21 protein-coding genes, 4 tRNA genes and 1 pseudogene are annotated in these 25,906 nt (G+C 59.4%); 9 read left to right on the plus strand and 17 right to left on the minus strand.

Annotated elements, in window-relative coordinates; all coding sequences use genetic code 11:
* Positions 1 to 12 precede the first annotated feature (12 nt).
* The 4 genes from lpxK to K5K95_RS00780 all read right to left on the minus strand — a co-directional run bounded on the left by lpxK (position 13) and on the right by K5K95_RS00780 (position 4,419).
* Entirely contained in the window at positions 13 to 1,023 is a 1,011-nt protein-coding gene (gene lpxK, locus K5K95_RS00765) for a tetraacyldisaccharide 4'-kinase (RefSeq protein WP_222588001.1), read from the minus strand.
* Positions 1,023 to 1,451 carry an ExbD/TolR family protein gene (locus K5K95_RS00770; protein WP_208669422.1) on the minus strand — a complete coding sequence of 143 codons (429 nt, stop codon included), beginning with the start codon at positions 1,449 to 1,451 and terminating at the stop codon, positions 1,023 to 1,025. The genes lpxK and K5K95_RS00770 overlap by 1 nt, the downstream gene beginning before the upstream one ends.
* Positions 1,448 to 2,086, minus strand: a complete 639-nt coding sequence (locus tag K5K95_RS00775) for a MotA/TolQ/ExbB proton channel family protein (RefSeq protein WP_222588002.1) — start codon at positions 2,084 to 2,086, stop codon at positions 1,448 to 1,450. The genes K5K95_RS00770 and K5K95_RS00775 overlap by 4 nt, the downstream gene beginning before the upstream one ends.
* Before the next feature lie 98 nt (positions 2,087 to 2,184).
* Complete coding sequence (locus K5K95_RS00780) at positions 2,185 to 4,419, minus strand: DNA internalization-related competence protein ComEC/Rec2 (RefSeq protein ID WP_222588003.1); 2,235 nt, start codon at positions 4,417 to 4,419, stop codon at positions 2,185 to 2,187.
* Positions 4,420 to 4,555: 136 nt separating this feature from the next.
* On the opposite strand from K5K95_RS00780, the gene K5K95_RS00785 reads away from it, so the two are divergent.
* Positions 4,556 to 5,071: a DUF2062 domain-containing protein gene (locus K5K95_RS00785; protein ID WP_222588004.1), complete on the plus strand. Its 516-nt coding sequence runs from the start codon at positions 4,556 to 4,558 to the stop codon at positions 5,069 to 5,071.
* Positions 5,072 to 5,241: 170 nt separating this feature from the next.
* Here K5K95_RS00785 and K5K95_RS00790 read toward each other — a convergent pair whose 3' ends face one another.
* The 4 genes from K5K95_RS00790 to K5K95_RS00805 all read right to left on the minus strand — a co-directional run bounded on the left by K5K95_RS00790 (position 5,242) and on the right by K5K95_RS00805 (position 8,409).
* The gene (locus K5K95_RS00790) at positions 5,242 to 6,021 is read right to left on the minus strand and encodes an ABC transporter permease (RefSeq protein WP_222588005.1); all 780 of its coding nucleotides are present in this window, start codon (positions 6,019 to 6,021) and stop codon (positions 5,242 to 5,244) included.
* Positions 6,018 to 6,950 (minus strand): ABC transporter ATP-binding protein, encoded by a 933-nt coding sequence (locus K5K95_RS00795; RefSeq protein ID WP_222588006.1) that lies wholly within the window; start codon positions 6,948 to 6,950, stop codon positions 6,018 to 6,020. The genes K5K95_RS00790 and K5K95_RS00795 overlap by 4 nt, the downstream gene beginning before the upstream one ends.
* 132 nt (positions 6,951 to 7,082) lie before the next feature.
* Positions 7,083 to 7,706, minus strand: a complete 624-nt coding sequence (locus tag K5K95_RS00800; protein WP_222588007.1) for a glutathione S-transferase family protein — start codon at positions 7,704 to 7,706, stop codon at positions 7,083 to 7,085.
* 43 nt (positions 7,707 to 7,749) lie between these two features.
* Positions 7,750 to 8,409: a transglutaminase-like domain-containing protein gene (locus K5K95_RS00805; protein WP_222588008.1), complete on the minus strand. Its 660-nt coding sequence runs from the start codon at positions 8,407 to 8,409 to the stop codon at positions 7,750 to 7,752.
* Between the two features lie 249 nt (positions 8,410 to 8,658).
* Here K5K95_RS00805 and K5K95_RS00810 point away from each other — a divergent pair, with 249 nt between their 5' ends.
* Both K5K95_RS00810 and K5K95_RS00815 read left to right on the plus strand, forming a co-directional pair.
* Positions 8,659 to 11,106: an acyl-CoA dehydrogenase gene (locus tag K5K95_RS00810; RefSeq protein ID WP_222588009.1), complete on the plus strand. Its 2,448-nt coding sequence runs from the start codon at positions 8,659 to 8,661 to the stop codon at positions 11,104 to 11,106.
* A gap of 77 nt (positions 11,107 to 11,183) precedes the next feature.
* Positions 11,184 to 11,591, plus strand: coding sequence for a PA2817 family protein (locus tag K5K95_RS00815; protein ID WP_222588010.1), 408 nt, complete (start codon positions 11,184 to 11,186; stop codon positions 11,589 to 11,591).
* 191 nt (positions 11,592 to 11,782) lie between these two features.
* Here K5K95_RS00815 and K5K95_RS00820 read toward each other — a convergent pair whose 3' ends face one another.
* Complete coding sequence (locus tag K5K95_RS00820) at positions 11,783 to 12,772, minus strand: LysR family transcriptional regulator (protein WP_222588011.1); 990 nt, start codon at positions 12,770 to 12,772, stop codon at positions 11,783 to 11,785.
* Positions 12,773 to 12,862: 90 nt separating this feature from the next.
* Between K5K95_RS00820 and K5K95_RS00825 the strand changes: the two genes are divergently transcribed.
* The 4 genes from K5K95_RS00825 (at position 12,863) to K5K95_RS00840 (ending at position 16,928) form a co-directional block, all read left to right on the plus strand.
* Entirely contained in the window at positions 12,863 to 13,489 is a 627-nt protein-coding gene (locus K5K95_RS00825) for an alanyl-tRNA editing protein (RefSeq protein ID WP_222588012.1), read from the plus strand.
* A gap of 92 nt (positions 13,490 to 13,581) precedes the next feature.
* Positions 13,582 to 14,352, plus strand: a complete 771-nt coding sequence (locus tag K5K95_RS00830) for a 2OG-Fe(II) oxygenase (protein ID WP_222588013.1) — start codon at positions 13,582 to 13,584, stop codon at positions 14,350 to 14,352.
* Between the two features lies 1 nt (position 14,353).
* Complete coding sequence (locus K5K95_RS00835; protein WP_222588014.1) at positions 14,354 to 14,992, plus strand: LysE family translocator; 639 nt, start codon at positions 14,354 to 14,356, stop codon at positions 14,990 to 14,992.
* A gap of 196 nt (positions 14,993 to 15,188) precedes the next feature.
* Positions 15,189 to 16,928 carry a dipeptidase gene (locus tag K5K95_RS00840; protein ID WP_222588015.1) on the plus strand — a complete coding sequence of 580 codons (1,740 nt, stop codon included), beginning with the start codon at positions 15,189 to 15,191 and terminating at the stop codon, positions 16,926 to 16,928.
* Positions 16,929 to 17,064: 136 nt separating this feature from the next.
* Here the strand turns inward: K5K95_RS00840 and K5K95_RS00845 are convergent.
* The 4 genes from K5K95_RS00845 to K5K95_RS00860 all read right to left on the minus strand — a co-directional run bounded on the left by K5K95_RS00845 (position 17,065) and on the right by K5K95_RS00860 (position 17,478).
* Positions 17,065 to 17,140: transfer RNA gene (locus tag K5K95_RS00845), tRNA-Gly, on the minus strand.
* 3 nt (positions 17,141 to 17,143) lie between these two features.
* Positions 17,144 to 17,219: transfer RNA gene (locus K5K95_RS00850), tRNA-Glu, on the minus strand.
* Positions 17,220 to 17,324: 105 nt separating this feature from the next.
* Positions 17,325 to 17,400: transfer RNA gene (locus tag K5K95_RS00855), tRNA-Gly, on the minus strand.
* Between the two features lie 2 nt (positions 17,401 to 17,402).
* Positions 17,403 to 17,478, minus strand: a tRNA-Glu gene (locus K5K95_RS00860).
* A gap of 379 nt (positions 17,479 to 17,857) precedes the next feature.
* Between K5K95_RS00860 and K5K95_RS00865 the strand changes: the two genes are divergently transcribed.
* Positions 17,858 to 18,628, plus strand: a complete 771-nt coding sequence (locus K5K95_RS00865) for a hypothetical protein (RefSeq protein ID WP_222588016.1) — start codon at positions 17,858 to 17,860, stop codon at positions 18,626 to 18,628.
* A 1,583-nt stretch (positions 18,629 to 20,211) separates the two neighbouring features.
* Here K5K95_RS00865 and K5K95_RS33435 read toward each other — a convergent pair.
* The 4 genes and pseudogenes from K5K95_RS33435 to K5K95_RS00880 all read right to left on the minus strand — a co-directional run bounded on the left by K5K95_RS33435 (position 20,212) and on the right by K5K95_RS00880 (position 24,621).
* Positions 20,212 to 21,093, minus strand: coding sequence for a methyl-accepting chemotaxis protein (locus K5K95_RS33435; protein WP_409999748.1), 882 nt, complete (start codon positions 21,091 to 21,093; stop codon positions 20,212 to 20,214).
* Positions 21,094 to 21,120: 27 nt separating this feature from the next.
* Positions 21,121 to 22,176 (minus strand): annotated as a pseudogene (locus tag K5K95_RS33440) (HAMP domain-containing protein); the annotation flags it as partial.
* 117 nt (positions 22,177 to 22,293) lie between these two features.
* Positions 22,294 to 23,676, minus strand: coding sequence for a PLP-dependent aminotransferase family protein (locus tag K5K95_RS00875; protein ID WP_222588018.1), 1,383 nt, complete (start codon positions 23,674 to 23,676; stop codon positions 22,294 to 22,296).
* 183 nt (positions 23,677 to 23,859) lie between these two features.
* Entirely contained in the window at positions 23,860 to 24,621 is a 762-nt protein-coding gene (locus K5K95_RS00880; protein WP_222588019.1) for an SDR family oxidoreductase, read from the minus strand.
* A gap of 235 nt (positions 24,622 to 24,856) precedes the next feature.
* Between K5K95_RS00880 and K5K95_RS00885 the strand changes: the two genes are divergently transcribed.
* Positions 24,857 to 25,861 (plus strand): NADP-dependent oxidoreductase, encoded by a 1,005-nt coding sequence (locus tag K5K95_RS00885; protein WP_222588020.1) that lies wholly within the window; start codon positions 24,857 to 24,859, stop codon positions 25,859 to 25,861.
* Positions 25,862 to 25,906 lie beyond the last annotated feature (45 nt).

A 25,906-nucleotide genomic window follows, 5' to 3' on the forward strand; every position in this document is an offset into this window, starting at 1 on the left:
GGATAAAAACGGTTAAGGCAGAAGACGATCTGGCAACAGGCGCATCAGTTGTGTATCGAACCAGGCCACGAAGGCCTGCGATGGCGCAGCGTCGACCGCCAGGTACCACCAGTCGGTCCCGGCGAAAGCACGGCACTTGACCGCGTCTTTCTCAGTCATCACCAACGGCAACGACGGCGTGAAATTCAAGGCCTGCACGCTGTATTCGGCGTGGTCGGCAAACGCATGTGGGACTGGCTGCCAGTGTAGCGTTTCGAGGGTTTTGAAGAAACGCTGGGGATTGCCGATCCCGGCCACGGCATGCAGCGCCTGGCCAGGGGGAAAATGGTCCAGAGGACGCCGTTCGCCGCTGTGCAGATTGACCAATTCGGTGGGTTGCAACTGGAAGGCAAAACCGTCTTCGCGATCATTGGCCGCGCCGTTGTACAGCACCGCGTCGACGCTTTGCAGACGCTCGACCGGCTCGCGCAACGGCCCGGCGGGCAGGCAACGGCGATTGCCCAGGCCACGCGCGGCGTCGATCAGCACCAGCTCAAGATCACGCGCCAGGCGGTAATGCTGCATACCGTCATCGGAGAGAATCAGGTCCAGCGGTTCGCTTGCCAGCAGAGCCTTGACGGCACTGCTGCGGTCCGGGTCGATCATCAACGGCACGCCGGTGCGCTGGACGATCAACAGCGGCTCGTCGCCGGCCATTTCGGCGCCTTGATCCGCCTCGACGCGCCACGGCAGCTGCGGCGGCTTGGCGCCGTAACCCCGGCTGACCACGCCGACGCGCAGGCCACTGCGCTGGCAATGCTCGATCATCCACAAAATCAGCGGGGTCTTGCCGGTGCCGCCGACCGTGATGTTACCGACCACGATCAAAGGCACGGGAGGCTGATAGATCTCGCCCTCGCCCGCCAGAAAGCGTTTGCGCTTGTTCATGACCACGCGCCGATACAGCCACTCCAGTGGCTGTAACAGTTTCAGGGCCGGATGACCTTCGTACCACGCGGCGAGCAAACGATCGGACATGGCCATCAGGGCGCGGGCGCCGCCTCGACCGTGGTCATGCGCAAGTGGCTGAAACCGAGCTTGCCGGCAGCGTCCATGGCGGTGATGACGGATTGATGCTGGGTCTTGCCGTCAGCGCTGATGGACAGCGGCAGGTTGGTGTCGCCATTGGATTCTTTTTGCAACGCGTCCATCAGGGTCGCCAGATCGTTTTTCTGCAGCACCTGATTGTTCACCGAGAACGCGCCTTCGGCATTGATGGCGATATCCAGTTGCTTGATCTGCTGATCTTCTGCCGGCGAACCGCTGACCGCTTCCGGCAGTTCGACACGTAGCTGGGTTTCACGGGTAAAGGTGGTGGTCACGACGAAAAACAGCAGCAGGACAAACACCACGTCGATCAGCGACACAAGATTTATGTCCACGTTCTCCCGTTGCTTGCGGCGGAATTTCACGCTTTTTTGCCCTCGGACAGGTCCACGTCACGGTCACCCTGCACGACCTCGACCAGTTTGATCGCTTCCTGCTCCATCCCCACCACCAGCTCATCGATGCGCCGTTGCAGGAACCGGTGGAAGAAGACCGACGGGATACCGACGATCAGGCCCGAAGCCGTGGTGATCAGGGCTTTGGAAATACCGCCGGCCAGCACTGCGGCATTGGTGGTCATGCCCGTGCCCATGAACGAACTGAAAATATCGATCATGCCCAGCACCGTACCCAGCAACCCCAACAAAGGGGCCATGGCGGCGATGGTGCCCAGCGCATTGATGTAGCGTTCAAGCTCATGAATCACCCGCGCAGCGGCTTCTTCGATGCACTCTTTCATGATCTCTCGACCATGTTTGGAGTTGGCGAGGCCGGCTGCCAGGATCTCGCCCAACGGTGAGTGGGCGCGCAGTTCCTTGAGTTTTTCTTTGTTGAGTTGCTTGTCCTTGATCCATACCCAGACCTGCCCGAGCAGATGCTCCGGGGTTACACGGCTGGCACGCAGGGTCCAGAGACGCTCGGCGACGATTGCCATGGCCGCGATGGAACTCAGAATGATCGGCAGCATCATCCAGCCGCCGGATTTGACCAATTCCCACACAGTGACAGTCCCCTCGAAAAAGTGCGCCACTCTAACATAGGGGGTGGATGCACCGAAGACCGTGATGTCGCATCCGGTCGGTCTGTAATAACTGCGGGTTATTGGCTGAGCGGCGGCGAATCGCGCCAGAAACGCCGTTGCAGACGCATCGACCAGGGCGATTTGAAGCGTCCGAGTTGCAGACGAATGGCGCCGTGGTCGGCGCTGTCATAGATCGCCATGCCACGTTTTTGATAGCGCGCCATGACCGTTGGATGTGGATGGCCAAAGGAATTGCCCTGGCCACGGGAGATCAGCACCGTATGGGGTTCAAGCACGGCCAGTAGCGCCATTGACGACGAACTGCGGCTGCCGTGGTGCGGTGATTGCAGCCAATCGGTGGGCACGGCGAGCGGACTGTCGAGCAGCGCCCGTTCGGCGGCGACATCTATATCGCCGGTCAACAGCAATCGCTCACCGTTGGCTTCGATCTGCAAGACGCAGGATTTCTGATTGCTGTCGCTGGCGGCAGCCCATTGCCAGAGCTGGAAGTTCACGCCGTCCCAGGTCCATCGCCGACCACTTTCACAGGCTTCGGCCTGTAACTCGGCCGGCAGCGCCTGATGATCGCCGCCGAGGACCCGGGTCACCGGCAATCCGTTGGCCACCGCTCGTGCGCCGCCGGCGTGATCGGCGTCGGGGTGACTGATGAGCATCATATCGAGCCCGTCCACCCCCAGTTTGCGCAACGATGGCAGCACCACCCGCTCCCCCAGGTCGAAATCGCCAAAACGCGGGCCGGTGTCGTACAACAAGGTGTGATGACGCGTGCGCACGAGAATGGCCAATCCTTGGCCGACATCCAGTTGCCAGATTTCAGCCATGCCGGCAGGCACCAGTTCTCGAGGTGGAAAAACCAGCAGCAACAGCAACGGCCAACCCAGCGGCCGCATCGGCACACCTTTGGGCAGCAAGAGAACAATGGCCCCCAGCGTGCCAAGCGCCCAACTCCACAGCGGGATCGCTGCCGGCACCCAAGCAGGCAATCGGCCTGCCATCAACGCCAGTCCCTTGAACAGCCAGTCAATCAGACCGCCCGCCAGCCACAACAACCCCTCGCCCACATAAGGCACTGGCAACAGCAGCGTGCCCAGCAAGGCCGGTGGCAGCACAACCAGACTGATCCAGGGCACCGCCAGCAAGTTGACCAGCGGGCCACTGATGCTGATCGGTAAGCCGAGCACCAGCAGCAACGGACATAAACCGATCGCGATCAGCCATTGCGCGCGGGTCCAGGTTTGCCACCATCGCCAAGGCCCGAGCCGTCCACCAAAAGTGAAGATCAGCACGGCCACTGCGGCGAAAGACAACCAGAAACCCGGTTGCAGACTGGCCAGCGGGTCCAGCAGCAACACCGCATCAAGCGCCAGCAATAGCGGCCACCACGCACCGAGATGACGAAACCGCAGCCGCCATAACAGTATCAGGCCGATCATCACGCACGCGCGCCGCACCGGCACCTCGAAACCGGCCAGCAGCCCGTAACCGAGCGCGGCGGCGAACGCCAGCGCGCACGCCCACGGCAGCCAGGGCAAACGATTCGGCCATAGGCCATAACGGGCCAGCCCGGCGATCAGCAGATACACCAATCCCGCGAGCAAACCGATGTGTTGCCCGGAAATCACCAACAGATGTACGGTGCCGGTGTCTTGCAGGACTTGCCAATCCTCGCGACTCAGCCCGGCGCCATCCCCCAGCACCAAGGCCGTCAGCGCCCCCGTTCGACCTTGTGCATCCACGGCCTGCAGGCGTTGACGAATGTTGTCGCGCCAGGCCCATTGAGCATCGGCAAGCTTTTGACCGGCCTTGACCGTCCCGGTGGCACCGATGCGTTGCGCCAGCAACCAGGCGTCGTAGTCGAACGCATGCGGATTGAGCAGCCCGGCGGGACGCTTCAACTTGACTGCCAGCCGCCACCGTTCGCCGGCGTTGACGGCGGGGCCGTCGTACCAGGCCAGGCGTAAATGCCTGGGCAGGCGGGTGCGTCGCGATTGACTGTCACTCAGTTCAAAACGCACCACACCGTCGGCATTCTGCGGCAACCCTGTCACCCGCCCTTCGACCCAGCGAGTCTCACCATCAAGCTTCAGCGGCAGACGATCATCCAGCGCCCACTGTGCATTCGCGCAGGCCCAACTGAAGCCGAACACAAAGAATGCCAACGCGTACGTGCGAAACGGCAGCAGCATCAGCCCCACCACAGGCAGCAACATCCAAACCCAGACCGGCGGTAATTCCGGTAAAAAACGCAACGCCAGCAAACCCGTCGCCAGCGCCATCATCCCTGTGCGCATAAGCCCGTCCTTGAGAGTCCCCTCCCTAGTCATAGCGGGCGGATCGCACAGGCACGGTTATTAATTGTCACAAAGTCTGAATGGGCCGTTCATGGAATCCAGACATACTTGCCGCCTTAACCGACCGAGAAGCCTTATGCCCCGGCGCTTATTCAAACGTTACATGCCAGACCCGACCAGCATCAGGGAACACAAATCCTTACGCTTTCTCGGCACCCTGCTGCATGACCCGAACCTCTGGCACCTCAACCGTCACTCGGTCGCTCGTGCCATGGCGGTGGGTTTGTTTGCGGCCTTTCTGCCGATTCCGTTGCAGATGCTGGTGGCCGCCATCCTCGCCATCATGGTGCGCGGCAACATGCCGATTGCCGTGAGCCTGGTCTGGCTGACCAACCCGATCACCATGCCGGCGGTGTTTTTCTGCACCTATCAAACCGGGGCGTGGTTGATGGACGTTCCTGCCAGGCATTTGCCGGACGAGTTGAGCTGGGAATGGATCAGCGGCGAGCTGTCGACGCTGTGGCAACCGTTCCTGCTGGGATCGGTGGTGACAGGGCTGGTGCTGGGCGCCCTCGCCTATTGCCTGACCATGCTCTATTGGCGTTGGTGGGTTGCGCGGCAATGGACGCGGCGCAAGAAAAACCGGATGTAGAAATGCAAAACGGCCTCCAGTGTTGGAGGCCGTTTTTTTTGCAATGTCTGGGCTGACGCCATCGCGGGCAAGCCCGCTCCCACAGGGATCTGCTGAGTAGCACAAATCGCACAGACACCAGAGGTTTTGTGGGAGCGGGCTTGCCCGCGAAAGGGGCGACTCGGTCTTGATCAGGTACGCATGCCGCGCCCACTGACCAGCAACCGCGCACAACCGATATACAACGCAACGGTCGCCACCAGCATGAAGGTAATCGCTACGCTGATCTTGATATCCGATACGCCAAGAATGCCGTAACGGAAGGCGTTGACCATGTGCAGTACCGGGTTCGCCAGGGACACGGTTTGCCAGAACGGAGGCAGCAGGCTAATCGAGTAAAACACCCCGCCCAGGTACGTCAGCGGTGTCAGCACGAAGGTCGGGATGATCGAAATATCATCGAAGTTGCGCGCAAACACAGCGTTGATGAAACCCAGCAGCGAGAAGATAGTTGCCGTCAGCACCACCACCAGAATGGTCACGCCCAGGTGATGGACCTGCAAATCGGTGAAGAACAGCGACAGCATCGTCACGATGACCCCGACCATCAAGCCACGCAGGACGCCGCCGAGGGTGTAGCCGATCAGAATGGTGTGCGGCGACACCGGCGACACCATCAATTCCTCGATGGAACGCTGGAACTTGCTGCCGAAGAAACTCGACACCACGTTGCCGTAGGAGTTGGTGATCACCGACATCATGATCAACCCCGGGACGATGTACTCCATGTAGGTGAAACCACCCATGCCGCCAATCTGCTTGCCGATCAGATTGCCGAAGATCACGAAGTACAAAACCATGGTGATGGCCGGGGGCAGCAAGGTCTGCGGCCAGATCCGGGTGAAGCGGCGAACCTCACGGTAAACGATGGTATTGAGGGCGACGAGGTTGGGTTGCAGCTCGGAACTCATACCGCCACCTTCGACAGATTTTTCTCCACCAGGGACACGAACAACTCCTCAAGGCGATTGGTTTTGTTACGCAAGCTCAGCACTTCGATGTTCTGCTGCGCCAATTGGGTAAACAGCGACGTGATGCCCATGGCCTTGTCCACCTGGACTTCCAGCGTGTGACCGTCGAGCAACCGCGTCGGGTAACCGATCAACTGCGGTGCAACGCCCAAGCCGTTCTTCAAATCCAGCAAGAAGGTCTCCACATGCAACTGGCCCAGCAACTGTTTCATGCTGGTGTTCTCGACGATGGTGCCGTGGTCGATGATGCCGATGTTGCGGCACAACTGCTCAGCCTCTTCCAGGTAGTGCGTGGTGAGGATGATGGTGATGCCTTTCTGGTTCAGCTCGGTGAGGAACGTCCACATCGAGCGACGCAGTTCGATGTCCACCCCCGCCGTCGGTTCGTCGAGGATCAGCAGGCGCGGTTCGTGAACCAGCGCGCGGGCGATCATCAATCGACGCTTCATGCCCCCGGACAGTGAACGCGACGGCACATCGCGCTTGTCCCACAGACCGAGTTGGGTCAGGTATTGCTCGGCGCGTTCCTTGGCGATTTTCGGCGGGATGCCGTAGTAACCGGCCTGGGTCACGACAATGTCGAAGGTCTTTTCAAACTGGTTGAAGTTGAATTCCTGGGGCACCACGCCGATGCAGCGCTTGAGCTGCGCAGGATTCTTGTCCAGGTCGTGACCGAAGATATTCACCGTGCCGCTGGTCTTGTTCACCAGGGTCGAGAGAATGCCGATGGTCGTGGATTTGCCCGCGCCGTTGGGGCCGAGCAAGGCGAAAAAGTCACCTTCGGCGACGTCCAGATCGATACCACTCAAGGCCTGGAAACCGTTGCCGTAGGTTTTGGTTAGCTGCCGGATGGACAGAGCGGAACTCATATCTGATTACGCACCAAGAAGGGAAGAAAGGGATAAATAAGGGCGGGCGGCGACTAATACAACCACGGCGCTTGAGCGCAATGGTGCGTGTCGCCGCCACACAAGTACAGTCAAGTGTGTCGATAGTGAGTATTAAGTCAACGCGGTCATCACCGCTTTCCGATACGCCGGCCGCTGCTTAAGTCGGGCGTACCAGGCTTCAAGATTGGGTTGCGGCGCACGCTCGATCGGCATCTCGAACCAGGCATAAATGAAACTGCCGAGCGGGATATCGCCCATGCCAATGGCGTCACCCGACAAGTACGGTTGGGTCGCCAGCATCTGGTCGGCCATCGACAGCAGGCCATCGCATTCTTTTATTGCGGCGTTGATCGCGGTCCAATCCTGTTGATCCTTGGGCGTGCGCAACACACCCCAGAACACCGTGCGAAACGGGCCGGCGAAACTCGAAGTGGTCCAGTCCATCCACTTGTCGGCCGAGGCACGAGCTTTCAAATCCGCTGGATACCAGGCCGTGTCGCTGGCGTGACGAGCCATCAGGTAGCGCACGATGGCGTTGGATTCCCACAGCACAAAGCCGTCGTCCTCGATCACCGGCACGCGGCCGTTGGGATTCATCGCGCGATACTCAGGCGTATCCACCACACCGAAGGCACCGCCCGCATCGATGGCTTCGTACGCCAGGCCCAGCTCTTCGGCGGCCCACAATGGCTTTCTGACATTCGACGAATTTTTCCGACCCCAGATTTTCAGCATGACCGCCTCTTTATGGATGAATGCGCAGGCAGCATACGCCGGATCAGGCGCGGCTCAAATCGCTCTGCATATCACCCAAGAGCACGGGCAGTGTGTCGCTGAACAGGTGCGGATAGCACTTTTCCAGGTGCTCGAAAAAGAATGCTTCGGGCACATCGGTGAACTGGCCGTGGTCGACCAGGTACTCCATCAACTGTTCGCCATCGCGATTGAAGGGATGGAAAACACTGTCGTTGACCCCGTCAAACTCCAGCGGCGCCACATTGAACAGTTCGCAGAGTTTCTGGTTGAAGGCCGGTGTAGCTTTGACCCAGCGATCGTTCAGGTACAACTCCGTATAACCATGCATGGCGAACACGTCGCTCCTGAGCAACTCGAGCAAACGTGGGGTCGACAAGTGATTGCGCACATCCGCCAGGCCGATACGCGCCGGGATGCCGCAATGACGCGCGGCGCCTGCCAGCAGTGTGGCTTTGGGTACGCAATAACTCTCCCCGGTTGCCAATGCATGACTGCCGCGCAAGGTCTGCGGGTCGCGACTGAAGGTGTAGGGGTTGTAGCGCACGGCTTCGCGGACTGCGTAATAGAGATTGATCGCCTGCTCGAGCGGGTCGCGACTGGCACCGCGATGTTTTTCGGCGAACTCCACCACCGACGGGTGGTCACTATCGATGAAGCGACCGGGTGTCAGGTACTCGTGCATGAGAACAATCTCCTTGGGGAAGCCACGAGTCTAGCGAGACCATCAGCACAGAGATAACGACGTTTCAGCCAAACATGGGCGTATAGCCGCGTAGGAAACGAACGATTTAACGGGCGTGTTGCCAACCCAACCTACAAAACTCACCCATGATTTCCCACGAATTCAATCACCTCGCTCCGACCACCCTGTTTTGCGGATGCCGTCTAAGCTCTGAAGGTTGGTTTTGCCCTGGTTCACGGAGGATTAAATATGCTGCTGTTGTGGATACTGGTTCTGGTTGTCGGGATAGCCTATTTGGCGCACCGCCGCATCGCCCCCCTGCCCGCCCTGTGCATCGTCGCGGTCTTTGTCGTCGCGATGGGTGCCTTCAGCCGCGCGCCTGGCTGGCTGTTGCTGGTTCTCTGGGTGTTGATCGCTGCCGTCGCGGCACCGTTGTTGCTGCCCGACCTGCGTCGCAAATACTTCAGCGCGCCGCTGTTCAACTGGTTTCAGAAAACCCTGCCGCCCATGTCACAGACCGAACGCGATGCAATAGACGCCGGCACGGTGTGGTGGGACGGCGAACTGTTCAGCGGTCGCCCGGACTGGGACAAGCTGCTGTCTTATCCAAAAGCGCAGTTGAGTGAAGAAGAACAGGCCTTTATCGACGGTCCGACCGAAGAGCTCTGCGCAATGGTCACCGACTGGCAGATCGGACAAGACATGGACTTGCCCGCCGAGGCCTGGGCTCACATCAAGGAAAACGGTTTCTTCGCGCTGATCATCCCCAAGGAGTTTGGTGGCAAGGGCTTCTCGGCCTATGCCCACTCCCAGGTGGCGATGAAACTGGCGACCCGCAGCGGCGACCTCGCGTCCACCGTGATGGTCCCCAACTCCCTCGGCCCGGCCGAACTGCTGCTGCATTACGGCACCGAGGAACAGCGCAACCATTACCTGCCACGGCTGGCACGCGGCGACGACATTCCCTGCTTCGCATTGACGGGGCCACTGGCGGGTTCCGACGCCGGTGCCATGCCCGACACCGGGGTGATCTGCAAAGGTGAATGGGAAGGCAAGGAAACCCTTGGTCTGCGCCTTAACTGGGAAAAGCGTTACATCACCCTGGGCCCGGTGGCGACCCTGCTCGGCCTGGCCTTCAAGGCTTATGACCCGGACCATTTGCTCGGTGACAAGGAAGACCTGGGCATCAGCCTGGCGCTGATCCCGACAGACACCGCCGGTGTTGAAATCGGCCGCCGCCACCTGCCGCTAGGTGCAGCGTTCATGAACGGCCCGAACTCCGGCAAGGACGTATTCGTGCCGCTGGACTTCCTCATCGGCGGCCAGGAAATGCTCGGCAAGGGCTGGATGATGCTGATGAACTGCCTGTCGGTCGGGCGTTCGATTTCCCTGCCGGCGGTCGGCACCGGCGCCGCCAAATTCACCAGCCTGGTGACCGGCCAATATGCGCAGGTTCGCGAACAATTCAACGTGCCGCTGTCCGCATTCGAAGGCATTCAGGAAGCCATGGCGCGTATCGGTGGCAACGCCTGGATGATGGATGCGGCGCGGATGCTGACCGCCAACGCAGTCGACCTCGGCGAGAAGCCGTCGGTGCTGTCGGCGATTCTCAAATACCACCTCACCGAACGCGGCCGCGAATGCATCAGCCACGCCATGGATGTTCATGGCGGCAAGGCGATCATCATGGGCCCGAACAACTACCTGGGTCGCAGCTGGAATGGCGCACCGATTTTCATCACCGTGGAAGGCGCCAACATTCTCTCGCGCAACCTGATGATCTTCGGCCAGGGCGCCATTCGCTGCCATCCGTTCGTGCTCAAGGAAATGGCCCTCGCCGCTCGTGAAGACAAGGACCAGGCCCTCACCGAATTCGATGGCCTGCTGCTCAAGCACATCGGTTTTGCCGTGAGCAACGCCGCCAGCACACTGGTACTGAACCTCGGCTTCGGTCACTTTGAACACGCGCCAGGCAACAAGCTCAGCCAGGGTTACTTCCGTGCCCTCAATCGTCAGGCTGCCGCGTTCGCCATGCTCGCGGACCTGAGCATGATGTTGCTGGGCGGTGAGCTGAAACGTCGCGAACGCCTCTCGGCACGGCTTGGGGATGTGCTCAGCAACATGTACCTCGCCTCCGCCGCGCTCAAGCGTTACCACGACCTAGACTCGCCGGAGCATATGGCGCCGCTGTTTACCTGGGCCATGGAAGAGAGTCTTGGCCAGTCGGAACGAGCGCTGGATGAGTTGCTGAGCAACTTCCCGAACAAGGTACTGGGCTGCTTGTTGCGCGTTATCGTGTTCCCGCTGGGTCGTCGCCACAAAGGTCCGTCGGACAAACTCGCTGCCGAAGTGGCCGCAGTGATTGGCCGGGCCAAGGGCGATCCGACGCTCGAAGAGTTGCTGGCCGGTTGCTACCGTCCGCAATCGGCCGATGACGCCGTCGGAGCGCTGCAACACGCATGCAACCTGTTGAACGCCGCTCAACCGTTGCAGAAAAAGCTGCACGTGGCGCTCAAAAGTGGCCAGGTCAAACCGGCTGCCGGGGAACACGCGATCGATGCGGCGCTGGAAGCCGGAGTATTGCAGGCGGGTGAGGCGCATTCCCTGCGTGAGGCCGAAGCAGCGCGGCGCAAGGTGATCGACGTCGATGATTTCGCCAAGGAAGAGCTGGCGCGGGCCGACGGAAAGGTCCGCTGATCAAGTCGACTATCATGTAAAAATGGGCGCGGGGGCTTTATACTCCCGCGCCCGTTTTGCTCTTGAGGACTTATCTCGTGTCCAACGTCGTTGCCGATCATCTCGTCTTGCTTGACCACTTGCGTAGCTTCCTGGTCGCCGTGGGTGAGGCCGAACAGGTTCCCGAAGAAAGCCATGCCTTGTTCCTGGAGCGCTTCGACGAACTGCGTGCATTACTGCCGGTCGACCCGATCGAAAGCCAATACCTGGGCCAGGACATTCTGTGCCAGGTGATCACCCGTTACCCGCAAATCGCCCATCTGGTCCCTCGCGACCTGCTGTGGTACTTCGCCGGGGACTGCCTGCATTACATGCCCGATGATGAAATCGACTTGTACCAGGCGCTGGAAGAACGTCGTTTCGAAGCCGAGCAGAACGACGAACCGTTCGACTGGAACCAGGAAAAACAGCTGCTGGCGATGTCGAACGACGAGCCGAAGCACTGATTCCAGGCTGGAAACGCAAAAGGCCCGCATGGTGATTCATGCGGGCCTTTTTTTGTGGCATTTGCAAGTGATGTGGTGTCTGGGCGGCCCCATCGCGAGCAGGCTCGCTCCCACATTGACTGCGGTCGCTCACAAATTTTGTGTTCACCACTGATCCCTTGTGGGAGCGAGCCTGCTCGCGATCGCGGTCTTCAGAGCAACCCATCACTCTCAGGCAATTCATACTCCGCCGCGACCTTTCCCGGTTTCCCCGGCTTGCCAAGCGTCGGCTCCTTCTCCAGGCATTCCACCAGATAATCGATAAACACCCGCAACTTCGGCGGTAGATAACGCGTTGGCGAATGCAGCAACCACGCGCCGCCATGGTAAGACGCCAGAAAGGTCCAGTCCGGCAAGACCTGCACAATCAAGCCCTGTTCCAGCGCATAGCGCGCGGTGAAGTACGGCAGGCTGCCAATCCCGATGTGCTGCAACACCGCGCCTAATCGCACGCCGGTGTGATTCGCCGCATAGCGTCCGCGCACACCGACAGTGACGGCCTTGGTGCCCTTCTTGAACTTCCAGCGCGCATCGCTTGGGGTTTCACCCAAATAGATGCAGCTATGGTTGAGCAAGTCGTGGGGATGGGTGGGCGTGCCGTGTTCGGCCAGATATTGCGGTGTCGCGCAAAGTAGATGGTCGATGGTCAGCAACTGCCGCCCGACCAGACCGGCGGGTGGTCGATCGGTAATGCGAATGGCCAGATCGACGTTGTCATCGATCAGGTCCACCTGCCGATCGTCCAGCAACAACTCCACGTCCACTTTGGGATAACGCCGCAGAAACTCTGGCATGTGCGGATGAATCACAAATCGACCGACAGCCTTGGGCACGCTGACCCGCACCAGTCCTTGTGCCTCATGGGTGAACTGCCCGCTGATTTCCATCACCGACTTGGCCGCGCTGACCATCTCCTGGCAACGCTTGAACACTTCTTCGCCGCCATCGCTCAACCGCAGTTTGCGGGTGGTTCGCTGCAGCAGACGTGTGGCCAACGCCTTTTCCAGGCGCGAAATGCTGCGACTGACCGCCGAGGGTGACGACCCCAATTGACGCGCTGCTTCGGAAAAGCTGCCGGTCTCGACAACCTTGACGAAAATCGCCATTTCACCGAGCAGAGGCAGTGGAAGATTTATGCTCACAGCGCAACAGTCCTTTGATGTTTGAACGGATTATCACGCAATTCCACGCTTCATATAATAAAAAAAGAAACTCTAATGAGGACATGGAATATGACGCTTCGCCTCTTTTTCCATAGTGATGACCTCAAGGCCAATGTGGAAGTCCTGGACTGCACCCCCCAGGAGAACGAATTCGCGGTGGTGCTGCGCGCCACGTTGTTTCACCCCCAAGGTGGCGGTCAGCCATACGACACCGGGTGGATTGGCGAAAGCCAGGTTCTGCGCGTAGTGCAGGATCCGGACCGCATCATTCATTTCGTCGACCGCCCGGTTAAACCGGGCATGACCCAGATCCGGATTGATGAACAACGTCGCCAGTTCAATTCGCGCATGCATTCGGCCGGGCATCTGATCGGCCATTTTGTCCAGGCCCTGGGCTGGATGCCGATCAAGGCTCATCACTGGCCGGGCGAAGGACGCGTGCAGTTCAAACCGGCAGATTCAGCAAAAGAAGTTGATGCCGGGATGATTCAACAGGGCATCGCGCAATGGGTGGCTAATGACCTGCCACGCCTGACGTCTTTGCGCGAAGGCTCCCGGGAAATTGGATTCGGTGAACTGCCCGCCTACGGCTGCGGCGGCACCCATGTACGTAGCCTGAAGGATTTGGGCACGGTCACGATCACGTCCCTTTCACTGAAGAAGGGAACGCTGTCAGTCCACTACAGCGTGGATTGAGCTTTTGGGCGATGCCGTCCCCGTCATCGCCTGACGCCGGGGGAGCCTGGGTTCGCAGGCTCTGTTGACTATCTGATAGATGGACCTAAAACATGATGCTTGACGTCGAGCGTCTCGATGAGACGTGCATAAAAAAACTGGCCAACGAAGAAGTCCTCGCGATCCGCGTCAAAGGCTTATTGCCCCGGCCGCTGGCGAAGCAGATTGGCGAAAAAATCCTTGCGCCAGGCTTCGAAGGCTATATCAACGCGCCCAGCATTGGCCGCATCGGCATGGCGTTCTATGAAGCGGAAAACCAGCCACTGCTGATCGAAGATTACTTCGAGCGCGCCTCGCGCAACATCGCCGAACTGCGCAACCGTTGCGCGCCTTACTCGTCCCCGGTCGACACCCTGCGCTGCATGCTCGATGAGACCTGGCCTGCGGGTGCGCATCTGGAAAATCTCTACGGTCGCAAAATGTATGTCGGGCTGTCCCGGGTGGTAAAACCCGGGGTCTGCTTCCTTGCCCATCACGACATATTCGCCAAAGACGCCCCGGACAGTTTTCAGGCCAGGAGCCTGGAAGCGCAGTTCGCCTGCAACGTCTACCTGAGCATGCCGACCGAGGGCGGTGCATTGCAGATGTGGGACCACGACATTTCTGCGGACCAGTTCGACGAAATGCGCGGCGACAGCTACGGCATCGATCCCGACCTGCTCGGCACTCCGACCCTGGAGATTCGTCCCGAGCCGGGTGATTTCATCATGTTCAATTCGCGCCGCATGCACTCCGTGACGCCGGGGCTGGAAGAGCCGCGCTTGAGCCTTTCGTTCTTTGTCGGCTATCGCGGCAATGCGTCACCCCTTACTTTTTGGAGTTGAGATGCTTTCGAATTACCTGGGCGAGTTCCTGGCGCTGGCGACTATTCACTTCCTGGCAGTCGTCGCACCCGGACCCGACTTCGCCGTCACCATCCGTCAGAGTGTACGTTTCGGTCGGCTTGTCGGTATCTGTACGGCGTTGGGCATTGGCGCGGGCATTTCCGTGCACGTGCTTTACACCCTGCTCGGGGTCGGCGCGCTGATGCACTCGACGCCCTGGCTGCTGACCGTGGCCAAGGTCATCGGTGGCGCCTATATCTTGTACCTAGGTGTCAGCCTGTTGCGCAGCAAACCCAAGTCAGCACTTGAAGGTGACAAGGTCGCCGACGAACCGGTCATTGAGCAAACGTTGCTGAAGGCGTTCACCACCGGGTTTCTCACTAACGCGACCAACCCCAAGGCGACCCTGTTTTTCCTGGCGATTTTCACCACGATCATCAGCGCCACGACGCCACTGAAGATCCAGGCGCTCTACGGCGTGTGGATGTGCTTGGTGAATGCGCTGTGGTTTGTGATCGTCGCACTGTTCTTTTCCAGTGCCCGGGTGCGCTTGCTGTTCATGCGCATGGGGCATTGGTTTGAACGGACCATGGGGGTGATTCTGATCCTGTTCGCCGGGCGCCTGATGCTGTCGATGTAAGACCTGCGCCCACGAAAAAGGCCCGCTCAGTCTGACTGGCGGGCCTTTTTCGTTTGTGCGTCGCTTTTGCATTTTTGTGCGACAGATCCCGCTTGAAGGCTCCCCTATCGTGCCTTCAGGGTGTTAGCTTGGAAAACTTTCTGTCTTATCGATCAGAAATTTCTCACAAACTGCCTGCAAAGGAATGCCCTCAACAATGAATTTCTCATTCAAGCACCTGGCTGCGTCAACCCTGATAGTGGCCGGCCTGTCGTCGTACACACTGGCCGCACACGCCAACATCACCCCGCAACAGAGCGCGGCCATCCTCAAGACGTTCAGTGACGCATCAGTCACGGATTTCAGGCAGTTCCTGGGTGGGCTGGCCAAAAGCGACCTGGCCAACACCAGTGACCTCAATCCAGCCATCAGTGCCTTCCTCGACAACAAGACCCTCTCGGCTGAACAGCAGAACGAGATCCATCGCCTGCTGGGCCTGTATACGCGAGTGAAATACGGCAAGGCTGCCACCGAGACCCTGCGCGAGCTGGTGGCCATTCCGACCTTCCAAGTGAACGGCGTTGCCCAGCACGACAATCCGGAATTCATCAAGATCGCCGACAAGATCAAGGGCCTGGCCCAGACGTTCAACCTGAACTTCCGCAACATCGACAACCGCGTCTATGAAATTTCCCTCGAAGGCAGTGGCGACGAAGTCGTGGGCATTCACGCCCATGCCGACGTAGTCCCCGTGACCCCGGAGAACTGGGTGCTGAAAGACGGCACCAAACTCGATCCGTTCAAGGTCACGCTGATCGGCGACCGCATGTACGGCCGAGGCACCGAGGATGACAAAAACGGTATCGTGGTGGCGCTGTACGCCATGAAAGTCATCAAGGAAGAGAAGCTGCCACTGGCCAGGAATTTCAAGCTGCTGGTCGACACCACCGAAGAAACCACCGGCGACGCCATTCCCTATTACTTCGAACATAACCCGACGCCCAACTACAACCTGGCGCTGGATGGCGGCTATCCGGTGGTAATTGCCGAGAAAGGCTACGGCACCGTCATGGCGAACTTCACCAAACGCAAGGCGGATGGCAAAGGCGCTGAAATCATATCGATGACCGGCGGCATGGCCACCAACCAGATTCCATCGACATCGGTGGCCACCCTTTTGAGCGAGAAACCTGCCGACCTAGCTGCCAGCTTGAACAAGGCTGGCGCTGCGTATGCCAAGCAAAATGGCGGCAACTTCGAGGTCAGCGCCAAAGTCGTTGGCAAAGACGTCAAGCTGACGATCACCGGCGTTTCAGCCCACTCCTCCGAGCCCGAGTCAGGCGTTAACCCGGTGGCCAGGATGCTGGGCTTCATCAACAGCCTTGACGGCAAAGTCGCGCTCAAGCACAACCACATCACCGACGCTGCCCGCTATGCCGCCGACAACTGGGGACTGGATTACCTGGGCGCAAATCTGGGCGTTGGCTTCTCCGATGCGTTCATGGGACCACTGACCGCTTCCCTGACCTACGTGGCCATGGATGAAAAAGTCTTCAAGCTTGCAGTTAATCTGCGGGTGCCAAAGGGCAAATCCCCGGAAACGCTCAAGACCGAAATCGCCAACAAACTGAGTGCCTGGAGCAACAAGACCCACATCACTCCTGCAATCGACTACTCGATCGCCGAGCCGATGTACCGCAATCCTGAGGGCGAATGGGTCAAGGCCTTGCTGGCCGTGTCCAGCGAAAACCTGGGCATGGAGCACAAGTTCGGTACTTCCGCGGGCGCCACTTCGGTCCATGAATTGCCCAATGGCGTGCAATTTGGTTTGGCCAGACCCGAGAATAAATACACGGGGCACACCGACAATGAGTTCAAGACCGTCGACCAGTTCCTGCTGGATCTGCAGATCGTAACCGAGATGATGGGACGTATCGGGCAGTTGCCGACGCTCTGATTGCCTTGTTGGGCCCACTGTTCTGGTGGGCCCAACGATTTGATCGACCTGATTGCGACAGAGCGTCGATCAGCAAAAGGTAAAAAACGCACAAACAAAAACGCCGCTCATTGCTGAGCGGCGTTTTCGTTAAATATGGAGCGGGAAACGAGACTCGAACTCGCGACCCCGACCTTGGCAAGGTCGTGCTCTACCAACTGAGCTATTCCCGCAAATGGCGTCCCCTAGGGGACTCGAACCCCTGTTACCGCCGTGAAAGGGCGGTGTCCTAGGCCACTAGACGAAGGGGACACGCTAACTGAAACACATGGTGTGTATTTCAGTGCCCAAATCCGCATCCGAAGATGTCGGCTCTGGCTTCACTCAGCCCTGCCCGAAAGCAACGCTGCTTAAAATTGGAGCGGGAAACGAGACTCGAACTCGCGACCCCGACCTTGGCAAGGTCGTGCTCTACCAACTGAGCTATTCCCGCATTGGCGTCCCCTAGGGGACTCGAACCCCTGTTACCGCCGTGAAAGGGCGGTGTCCTAGGCCACTAGACGAAGGGGACACACGTACAACATTCACTCCCTACCGCGTTTCGCTGTGTGCTTTACGCTGTAAGTGGCGCGCATTCTATGGATGGATTGAGGGGTCGTCAACCCCCTGATATAAATTTATTTAAATCAATGACTTCGCCCTGCTTTGCGAGGCGATTCGGGCTTTTCCGTCTGACGGCCTTGGGTGGCTATATTCCGATACCCGGCAAGACGTTATAGTCGACGGCAACGGAGTAATGGCAATCTGCTTCATATTTGCCACCACTTATATAAGCGCAATCGCGGCCGATACAGATAGAGCCACGACCGATCCAACTCGTCGAGCGGCCCTATGCGTCCAAATGCCAAGCTACTACACTCGATCGCGAACCCTATAAAGAGGTCTTACCGGTGACACCACTCATGATCACCCTGCTAGTCGTAGCCGGGATCGCACTATTGATCGCCATTGGCTACATGAACCATGTGGTGGAAAACAACAAGCTGGAAAAGGCCCGTACCAAGGTTGAACTCAACGACCGCCTGCGTCGCTGCGGTGAAATCACCGAGACCTTCCCTGGCCAGTTGATGACGCCGGGGCTCAAGCTGCTGCTGACTCGCCTGGAACTGAACGTCTGCCAGCGCCTGCTCAACCTGGAAAAAACCAGCAGCAACCTCAAGGCCCGCGTCAGCGAACTGCAAGCCCTTGTCGCCCAAGGCGACTCAATCCCGGTCAACAACCCCCCGGCCCCGATCCAGACCGAAGCCAAAGCCAAAGATGTGCGCTTCCTGCTCGAAGCCCTGCATGGCCAAATCACCCGCGCCGCCCAGGACGGCTTCCTGCCGACCAACGAAGCCAAGCGCTGGATCCGCGAAGTGCGCCACATACTGGTGCTGCTGCACATCGAGTTCTTCAACAACCTTGGCCAGCAATGCCTGCAACAGAACCAGCCAGGCCAGGCCCGTCTTGCTTTCGAACGCGGCGTGCAATACCTGCGCAAACAACAGGAACCCCAGGCCTACGCCGAACAACTCGAATACCTGGAAAAACTCCTGGCCCGCGCCAACGCCATGGTGATGGACAACATCGCAGCGGTTGAAAGCGAAACAAACCAATTGAACGAAGGCCTCAAAGAAGTCGAGGCGGACGCAGACTGGAAGAAGAAAGTGATCTACGACTGATCGGAAGAATTAATCGAGCCACCGCAAGGTGGCTTTTTTTGGGTTGGATTTGAATGGGAAATACATCCGAAGAGACTGGGTTGGCTGGCAGACCGCCATCGCTGGCAAGCCAGCTCCCACAGGGTTCGGAGTACACCTGCAGGAGATTGGTCGGCTGGCATGCCGTCTTCGCTGGCAAGCCAGCTCCCACAGGGTTTGGTGTACACCTGCAAGAGATTGGTCGGCTGTCAGGCCGCCATCGCCGGCAGGCCAGCTCCCACAGGGTTCGGAGTACAACTGCAAGAGATTGGTCGGCTGGCAGGCCGCCATCGCCGGCAGGCCAGCTCCCACAATAGATCGGCGTACACGCCTCGCTCTACACCACTCAATAGGCCGAGCGGTAGCTCGCCTGCTTTTGATCTTGATCCACCCGCCCCTTCGGCAGGCTGAGTGGAGGCGTTTATCTGGGGGGCAGGCGCGTAGCGCCGTTCGACGAAGTCGAACACATCGAGTGCAGGAGATTGGTCGGCTGTCAGGCCGCCATCGCTGGCAGGCCAGCTCCCACAGGGTTCGGTGTACACCTGCAAGAGATTGGTTGGCTGGCAGACCGCCATCGCTGCCAGGCCGGCTCCCACAGGGTTCGGTGTACACCTGCAGGAGATTGGTTGGCTGGCAGGCCGCCATCGCCGGCAGGCCAGCTCCCACAGGGTTCGGTGTACACCTGCAAGAGATTGGTCGGCTGTCAGGCCGCCATCGCCGGCAGGCCAGCTCCCACAATGGACCGGTGTCTACCCCGCCCGCTCTTCACCACTCAATAGGCCGAGCGGTAGCTCGCCTGCTTTTGATCTTGATCCACCCGCCCCTTCGGCAGGCTGAGTGGAGGCGTTTATCTGGGGGGCAGGCGCGTAGCGCCGTTCGACGAAGTCGAACACATCGAGTGCAGGAGATTGGTCGGCTGTCAGGCCGCCATCGCTGGCAGGCCAGCTCCCACAAGGTTCGGTGTACACCTGCAGGAGATTGGTCGGCTGTCAGGCCGCCATCGCCGGCAAGCCAGCTCCCACAGGGTTCGGTGTATACCTGCAGGAGATTGGTCGGCTGTCAGGCCGCCATCGCTGGCAGGCCAGCTCCCACAGGGTTTGGTGTACACCTGCAAGAGATTGGTTGGCAGGCAGACCGCCATCGCCGGCAGGCCAGCTCCCACAATAGATCGGCGTACATGCCTCGCTCTACACCACTCAATAGGCCGAGCGGTAGCTCGCCTGCTTTTGATTTTGATCCATCCGCCCCTTCGGCAGGCTGAGTGGAGGCGTTTATCTGGGGGGCAGGCGCGTAGCGCCGTTCGACGAAGTCGAACACATCGAGAGGAGGTCGTAGCGAAGCAGACCGGAGGCGATGCCCCCAGATGAATGCCGGAGCGAAGGAACACCGAGCCTAAGCGAGGGGCCGAACGCCGGGGCAAAGACCTTTGCTTCCTTTGGGGCGTTTGCCAAAGGGAGTCGCCGTCAGGGCGAAACCCTAAGCCGCCGTTACCGCAGCAACGGATATGTACCCAGCCAACCCAAAACATGGTCGGCCCGAAGGCCGCCACTACACAGCCCAAATGGTCAGAGCCGAAAGTGCCCGACCATCCCCTTCAACTCAACCCCCAACTGCGCCAGCTCAATACTCGACGCCGCATTCCCCTGCATCGCCAACGAAGACTGATCCGCACTCGCCCGAATACTCGTCACACTGCGATTAATCTCCTCAGCCACCGAACTCTGCTCCTCGGCTGCCGCCGCAATCTGCTGGTTCATCTGCTGAATCAACGACACCGCCGCCGCAATACTCCCCAACGCACTCTCAGTCTGCAAAGCGTCACTCACCGCCAGCTTCACCAACTCACCACTGTTCTGAATCTGCTGCACCGACGACTGCGCCGCCGAACGCAAGGCACTTACCAGACGCTCGATTTCCTCAGTCGATTGCTGAGTCCGCTTGGCCAACGCCCGAACCTCATCAGCCACCACCGCGAACCCCCTGCCCTGCTCACCGGCCCGTGCCGCCTCGATAGCCGCATTGAGCGCCAACAGATTGGTTTGCTCGGCAACACTTTTGATCACACTGAGCACCGTGCCAATGTTCTGAATTTCCGCACTTAAACTTTCGATACTTGAACTGGCCGACGTCGCCGAATCCGCCAACTGCTCGATCCGCGCCATGCTCTGACGCACCACCTGCTGGCCGCTTTCAACCTTGCCATCGGCCGTCTGTGCAGCTTGCGCAGCTTCCTCGGCATTACGCGCAACATCGTGCACCGTCGCCGTCATCTGATTCATCGCCGTGGCGACCTGCTCGGTTTCTTCCTTCTGGCTACTGACCTCAAGGTTGGTCTGCTCGGTCACCGCCGACAGCGACTGTGCCGAGTTCGCCAACTGCTCGATGCCAGCCTGCAAGCCACTGACAATGGTGCTCAGGCCCGCCCCCATCTGCTGCATCGCCTGCATCAACTGGCCGATTTCGTCGCGGCGAGTCACTTCAACCGTTGCACTCAAGTCGCCGGCGGCGATCTGCTGAGCAACACGGATCACACTGCGCAGCGGCGCCACGATCAAACGGGTAATCACCCAGGCCGCAATCAACCCCACCAGCAACGCCAGTGCAGAGGACCCGATGATCAGCATTGAATTCTTTTTCAGTTCGGTCTGCATCGACTGGTCTTCGGCGACATAGGCCTGATCCACCCGCGCCATCACCTGCTCGGCGCGCTGGTGCAATTGCTCATAGACGGTTTTTTCCTGGGCCAACAAGCCGGTGTACTCAGCCAGTTTTTCGCTGAAACCGCCGATGTGGCCAGACACTTCATTAAGGACCGTCAGATAGCCCTCATCCTTGACCGTGCTTTTCAACTGCTCGGCCTGAGCCAGCGCCTGATCGGCCTGCTCGATCTTGCCCTGGCCTGCGCTGTCGTCACCCTTGCGGCTCTGGTCCAGACGCACACGCGCTTCGTTCATGGCCTGTAGCATCAACCGCGACACCTGGCTGACCTGACTGGCCTGTTCGATAAACTGCCCGCCGTCCTTGCCCTCGGACTGTTTCAAGGTATAGGCGCCGTCATCAGCCAGCCCGGACTGCAGCACATCAAGGTTATTGGCCACGCTGGACACCGACCAACTGGCCATTTCCAGCGCCAGGTCCTTGGCCTGACTCAGCGAGACGAACTCGTCGAACGCCTTGCGGTAAGCGCCCAGAGACTGCTCGACGTCGTTCATCACTGGAACATTGGCGGCCGTTTGAGCCTTGAGCTGATTCGCCAGGGCGATCAGGGCGTCTACGCCTTCGCGCAGCGCATCAGCGGTTTTCGGGTTGCCGTGCAAGGCGTACTCCTGCTCCAGCAGTCGCACCTTGAGCAAGCCGCTGTTGAGCGACGACATCTGCTTGAGCCCGTCGAAGCGATGACTGATGGTTTGCAGGGACCATACGCCGATGGCTGCCACCAGTGCTGTCAGCAGCAGCACCAATACAAACCCGACACCCATTTTTTTCGCCATACCGAGGTTGGCAAAACGTCCTTGCACGGCCGAAATCATTGCGCTTAGTCCCCTGACATAGTCTGTTGTCGCAGATTCGCAATGGGCATACGCCAACACAAGTCTCTGGCGTCGGAATAATGGCAAAAAGCTACGCCCACGTCGTTTTCAGAACGTTTAAGGTCGATTCAGAGCGGTAGCCTGAAAAAATGCCCGGGCACGAGGATCACAGGCATATGCCACGTTGATACGTTGCCAGTCACCAGCGTCGCCGCCGGGGTTGAATGCGCTGGCAGAAGACAGCAACACACCAAAACGCCGGGCTAGCGTGCGCACCTGAGCATAGTCGGACATCCGTGATCGCGCCCAGATGAACAAGCCTGCGTCGGGCTTGCCGAAGACCTCCCATTCGGCGTCCTCGAGCACTTGCAAGGCGGCCTGCCTGTCAGTGTTCAAACGCAGGCGCTGGCGTTGAACCAGTTTGCGATAGGCGCCGCTGGCCAACAGGCAGGCCAGCACCGATTCGCCGAACCTTGAGGCTCCCATGCTGCTGATCATCTTGACCTCGGCCAGCCGCGAAATAACCTCGCTACCGGCCACGACAAAACCGAGCCGCAATGAACTGCTGAGGGTTTTGGAATAGCTGCCGACGTAAATCACGTGGTCATCGATACCCAACGCGGCGAGGCGAGTGCCGGGGCCACTGTGCAAGTCCGCGTAGACGTCATCTTCGATCACCAGCACGCCATGGGTCTTGGTCAGTTGCGCAATCTGCCGCGCCACCACGGGTACCAGGCTGCTGCCCGTCGGGTTATGGCAGAAGCTGTTGATGAACAGCGCACGGGGCCTGTACTTCGCCAACAGCGTTTGAAGCACCTGCACATCTGGCCCGAGCGGGGTGCGCGGCACCTCGATCATCTGCACTCCGTGCAGCCTGAGCAGATCGAACAACAGCGAATAACCTGGACTTTCCACTACCACGCAATCCCCGGGATTGAGCAAGGTGCGCACGATCAGGTCGAGGCCGTGACTGCCCCCCGCGGTCGTCAGGATGCGGTTCTCGTCGACTTCAATGCTGAGCAGTTCGAGGCGCTTGCGAATCTGCTGGCGCAAGGCCGGCAACCCCAGGGAGGTGCTGTAGCTGAACAACCCGGCCATGTCGGTACGGCTGACCTGACGAATCGCGTAGCTCAGGTCGTCCGTTTCCCGCCAGCTCTCGGGCAACCCGCCACAACCCAGTTTTAGTTCACCCGCAGCGCCGCCGTGCTTAAAGTCTGCGCCCTCGAACCACGGACAATCCTGCTGCTCCTGAGAGACAGGTGCAGGGACGGCAACAATAAAACCGGCGCGATGACGCGATGCCAAAACCCCTTCTGCCACCAGGCGCTCGCAGGCTTCGACGACGCAAGACTGACTGAGCAGATTGACCCTCGCGATGTGCCGCGCCGAAGGCAGACGCGCTCCCGGCATCAACTCGTTATGACGCACCCAGCCGGCCAACGCGTCGACGATTTGCTGTACGACCGGCACCAATGCCTGTCGATCAATTCTCAATTCCATGAGCAAGCAAACTCCTGTCCATTTGCGGGAAACAGTTAATCACAGGTGTGCCGGATCGGCTGTGCGACAACGCCGCCAAAACCCTCGGTTCTAACCATTTGAAACACATTGTCGGGCCCTTTCCCGCGACCATGAAAAAGCCCGCACGGATGCGGGCTTTTTCCTACTCGGCAAGTCCTGGTTTTAGAACGCCGTGACGCCACCATCCACCGCTAGCGAGTGACCGGTGGTGAACGCCGCGCCGTCGCTGCACAGGTAGAGCACGGCGCTGGCAATTTCCTCGACCTTGCCGATGCGCCCGACCGGGTGCATCGCGTTGGCAAACTCGCCCTTCTTCGGGTCCGTTTCGTAGGCTCGGCGGAACATGTCGGTGTCGATCACCGCCGGGCAGACCGCATTCACGCGGATCTTTTTCTTGGCGTACTCAATGGCCGCTGACTTGGTCAGGCCGATCACCGCATGTTTCGATGCCGCATAGATGCTCATCTTCGGCGCAGCGCCAAGACCTGCTACCGAAGCCGTGTTGACGATCGCACCGCCGCCTTGGGCCAGCAGCAAGGGCAACTGGTACTTCATGCACAACCAGACGCCTTTGACGTTGACGCCCATGATCGCGTCGAACTCGTCGAGGGTACCGTCGGCCAATTTACCTTTCTCGATCTCGATGCCCGCGTTGTTGAAGGCATAGTCCAGACGGCCGTAAGTTTTCACCACTTCGTCCATCAGATGTTTGACTTCGCTCTCCACCGTGACGTTGCAGCGCACGAAGGTCGCTTCGCCGCCCGCCGCACGAATCAACGCTACGGTGCCTTCGCCTCCGGCCGTGTCGAGGTCGGCCACCACCACTTTCAAGCCTTCAGCGGCGAATGCCTGGGCGGTCGCGCGGCCAATACCGTTGGCAGCGCCTGTCACAACAGCGACCTGGCCGGAAAACGTCATGCTCATTGTTATGTCCTCTGGAAGAAGAATGCGGGGGATCGCGTGTTCCCAGTCTAGGCACAGGCCTTTCGACACGGCAGCACTATCAGAGGCCCGGTTGGGTGACCATGAGTTGCAGTGATAGAACTGCCGCACTGACTATCACTGCACTGGATTGATGTGCATTCGCCGCATCAGCCAAACTTGCGGCTTCGATCATGAAGGTCTATCAACAAGGCTTCATTCATCTTGAGTGCCTGTCATGACTACCCAGACCAATCGCCAATTCCTGCTTGCCAAACGACCGGTGGGCGCGGCGACCCGCGAGACCTTTACCTATCAGGAAGTACCGGTCGGCGAACCGGCCGCGGGTCAGATCCTGGTCAAAAACGAATACCTGTCCCTGGACCCGGCCATGCGTGGCTGGATGAACGAAGGCAAGTCCTACATTCCACCGGTCGGTATCGGTGAAGTCATGCGCGCATTGGGCGTAGGCAAAGTCGTTGCCTCAAACAATCCCGGCTTTGCAGTCGGGGACTACGTCAACGGCGCCGTGGGCGTGCAGGATTATTTCCTTGGCGAGCCACGGGGTTTCTACAAGGTCGATCCGAAACTGGCACCGCTGCCGCGTTACCTGTCCGCCCTGGGCATGACCGGCATGACCGCGTACTTCGCCCTGCTCGATGTCGGCGCCCCCAAAGAAGGTGACACCGTGGTGCTGTCAGGCGCGGCCGGTGCAGTGGGCAGCATTGCCGGGCAGATTGCCAAGATCAAAGGCTGTCGCGTGATCGGCATCGCGGGCGGCGCGGACAAGTGCAAGTTCCTGATCGACGAACTGGGGTTCGACGGCGCCATCGACTACAAAAACGAAGACGTCCACGCCGGACTCAAGCGTGAATGCCCGAAAGGCGTCGACGTGTACTTCGATAACGTTGGCGGCGATATTCTCGACGCGGTGCTGAGCCGCATCAATTTGAAGGCGCGAGTAGTGATCTGCGGCGCCATCAGCCAGTACAACAACAAGGAAGCGGTCAAGGGCCCGGCCAACTACCTGGCGTTGCTGGTCAATCGCGCGCGGATGGAAGGTTTTGTGGTGATGGACTATGCGGCGCAGTTCGCCGCCGCCGGACAGGAAATGGCCGGCTGGATGGCCAAGGGGCAGCTCAAGAGCAAGGAAGATATCGTTGAAGGCCTGGAGACGTTCCCGGAAACGCTGATGAAATTGTTCAGCGGCGAGAATTTCGGGAAGCTCGTACTGAAGGTCTAACCCAGCGTTCGAGGTAGCCACAAAACCAATGTGGGAGCGGGCTTG

This window comes from Pseudomonas sp. DR48 (assembly GCF_019823085.1).
Lineage (GTDB): Bacteria > Pseudomonadota > Gammaproteobacteria > Pseudomonadales > Pseudomonadaceae > Aquipseudomonas.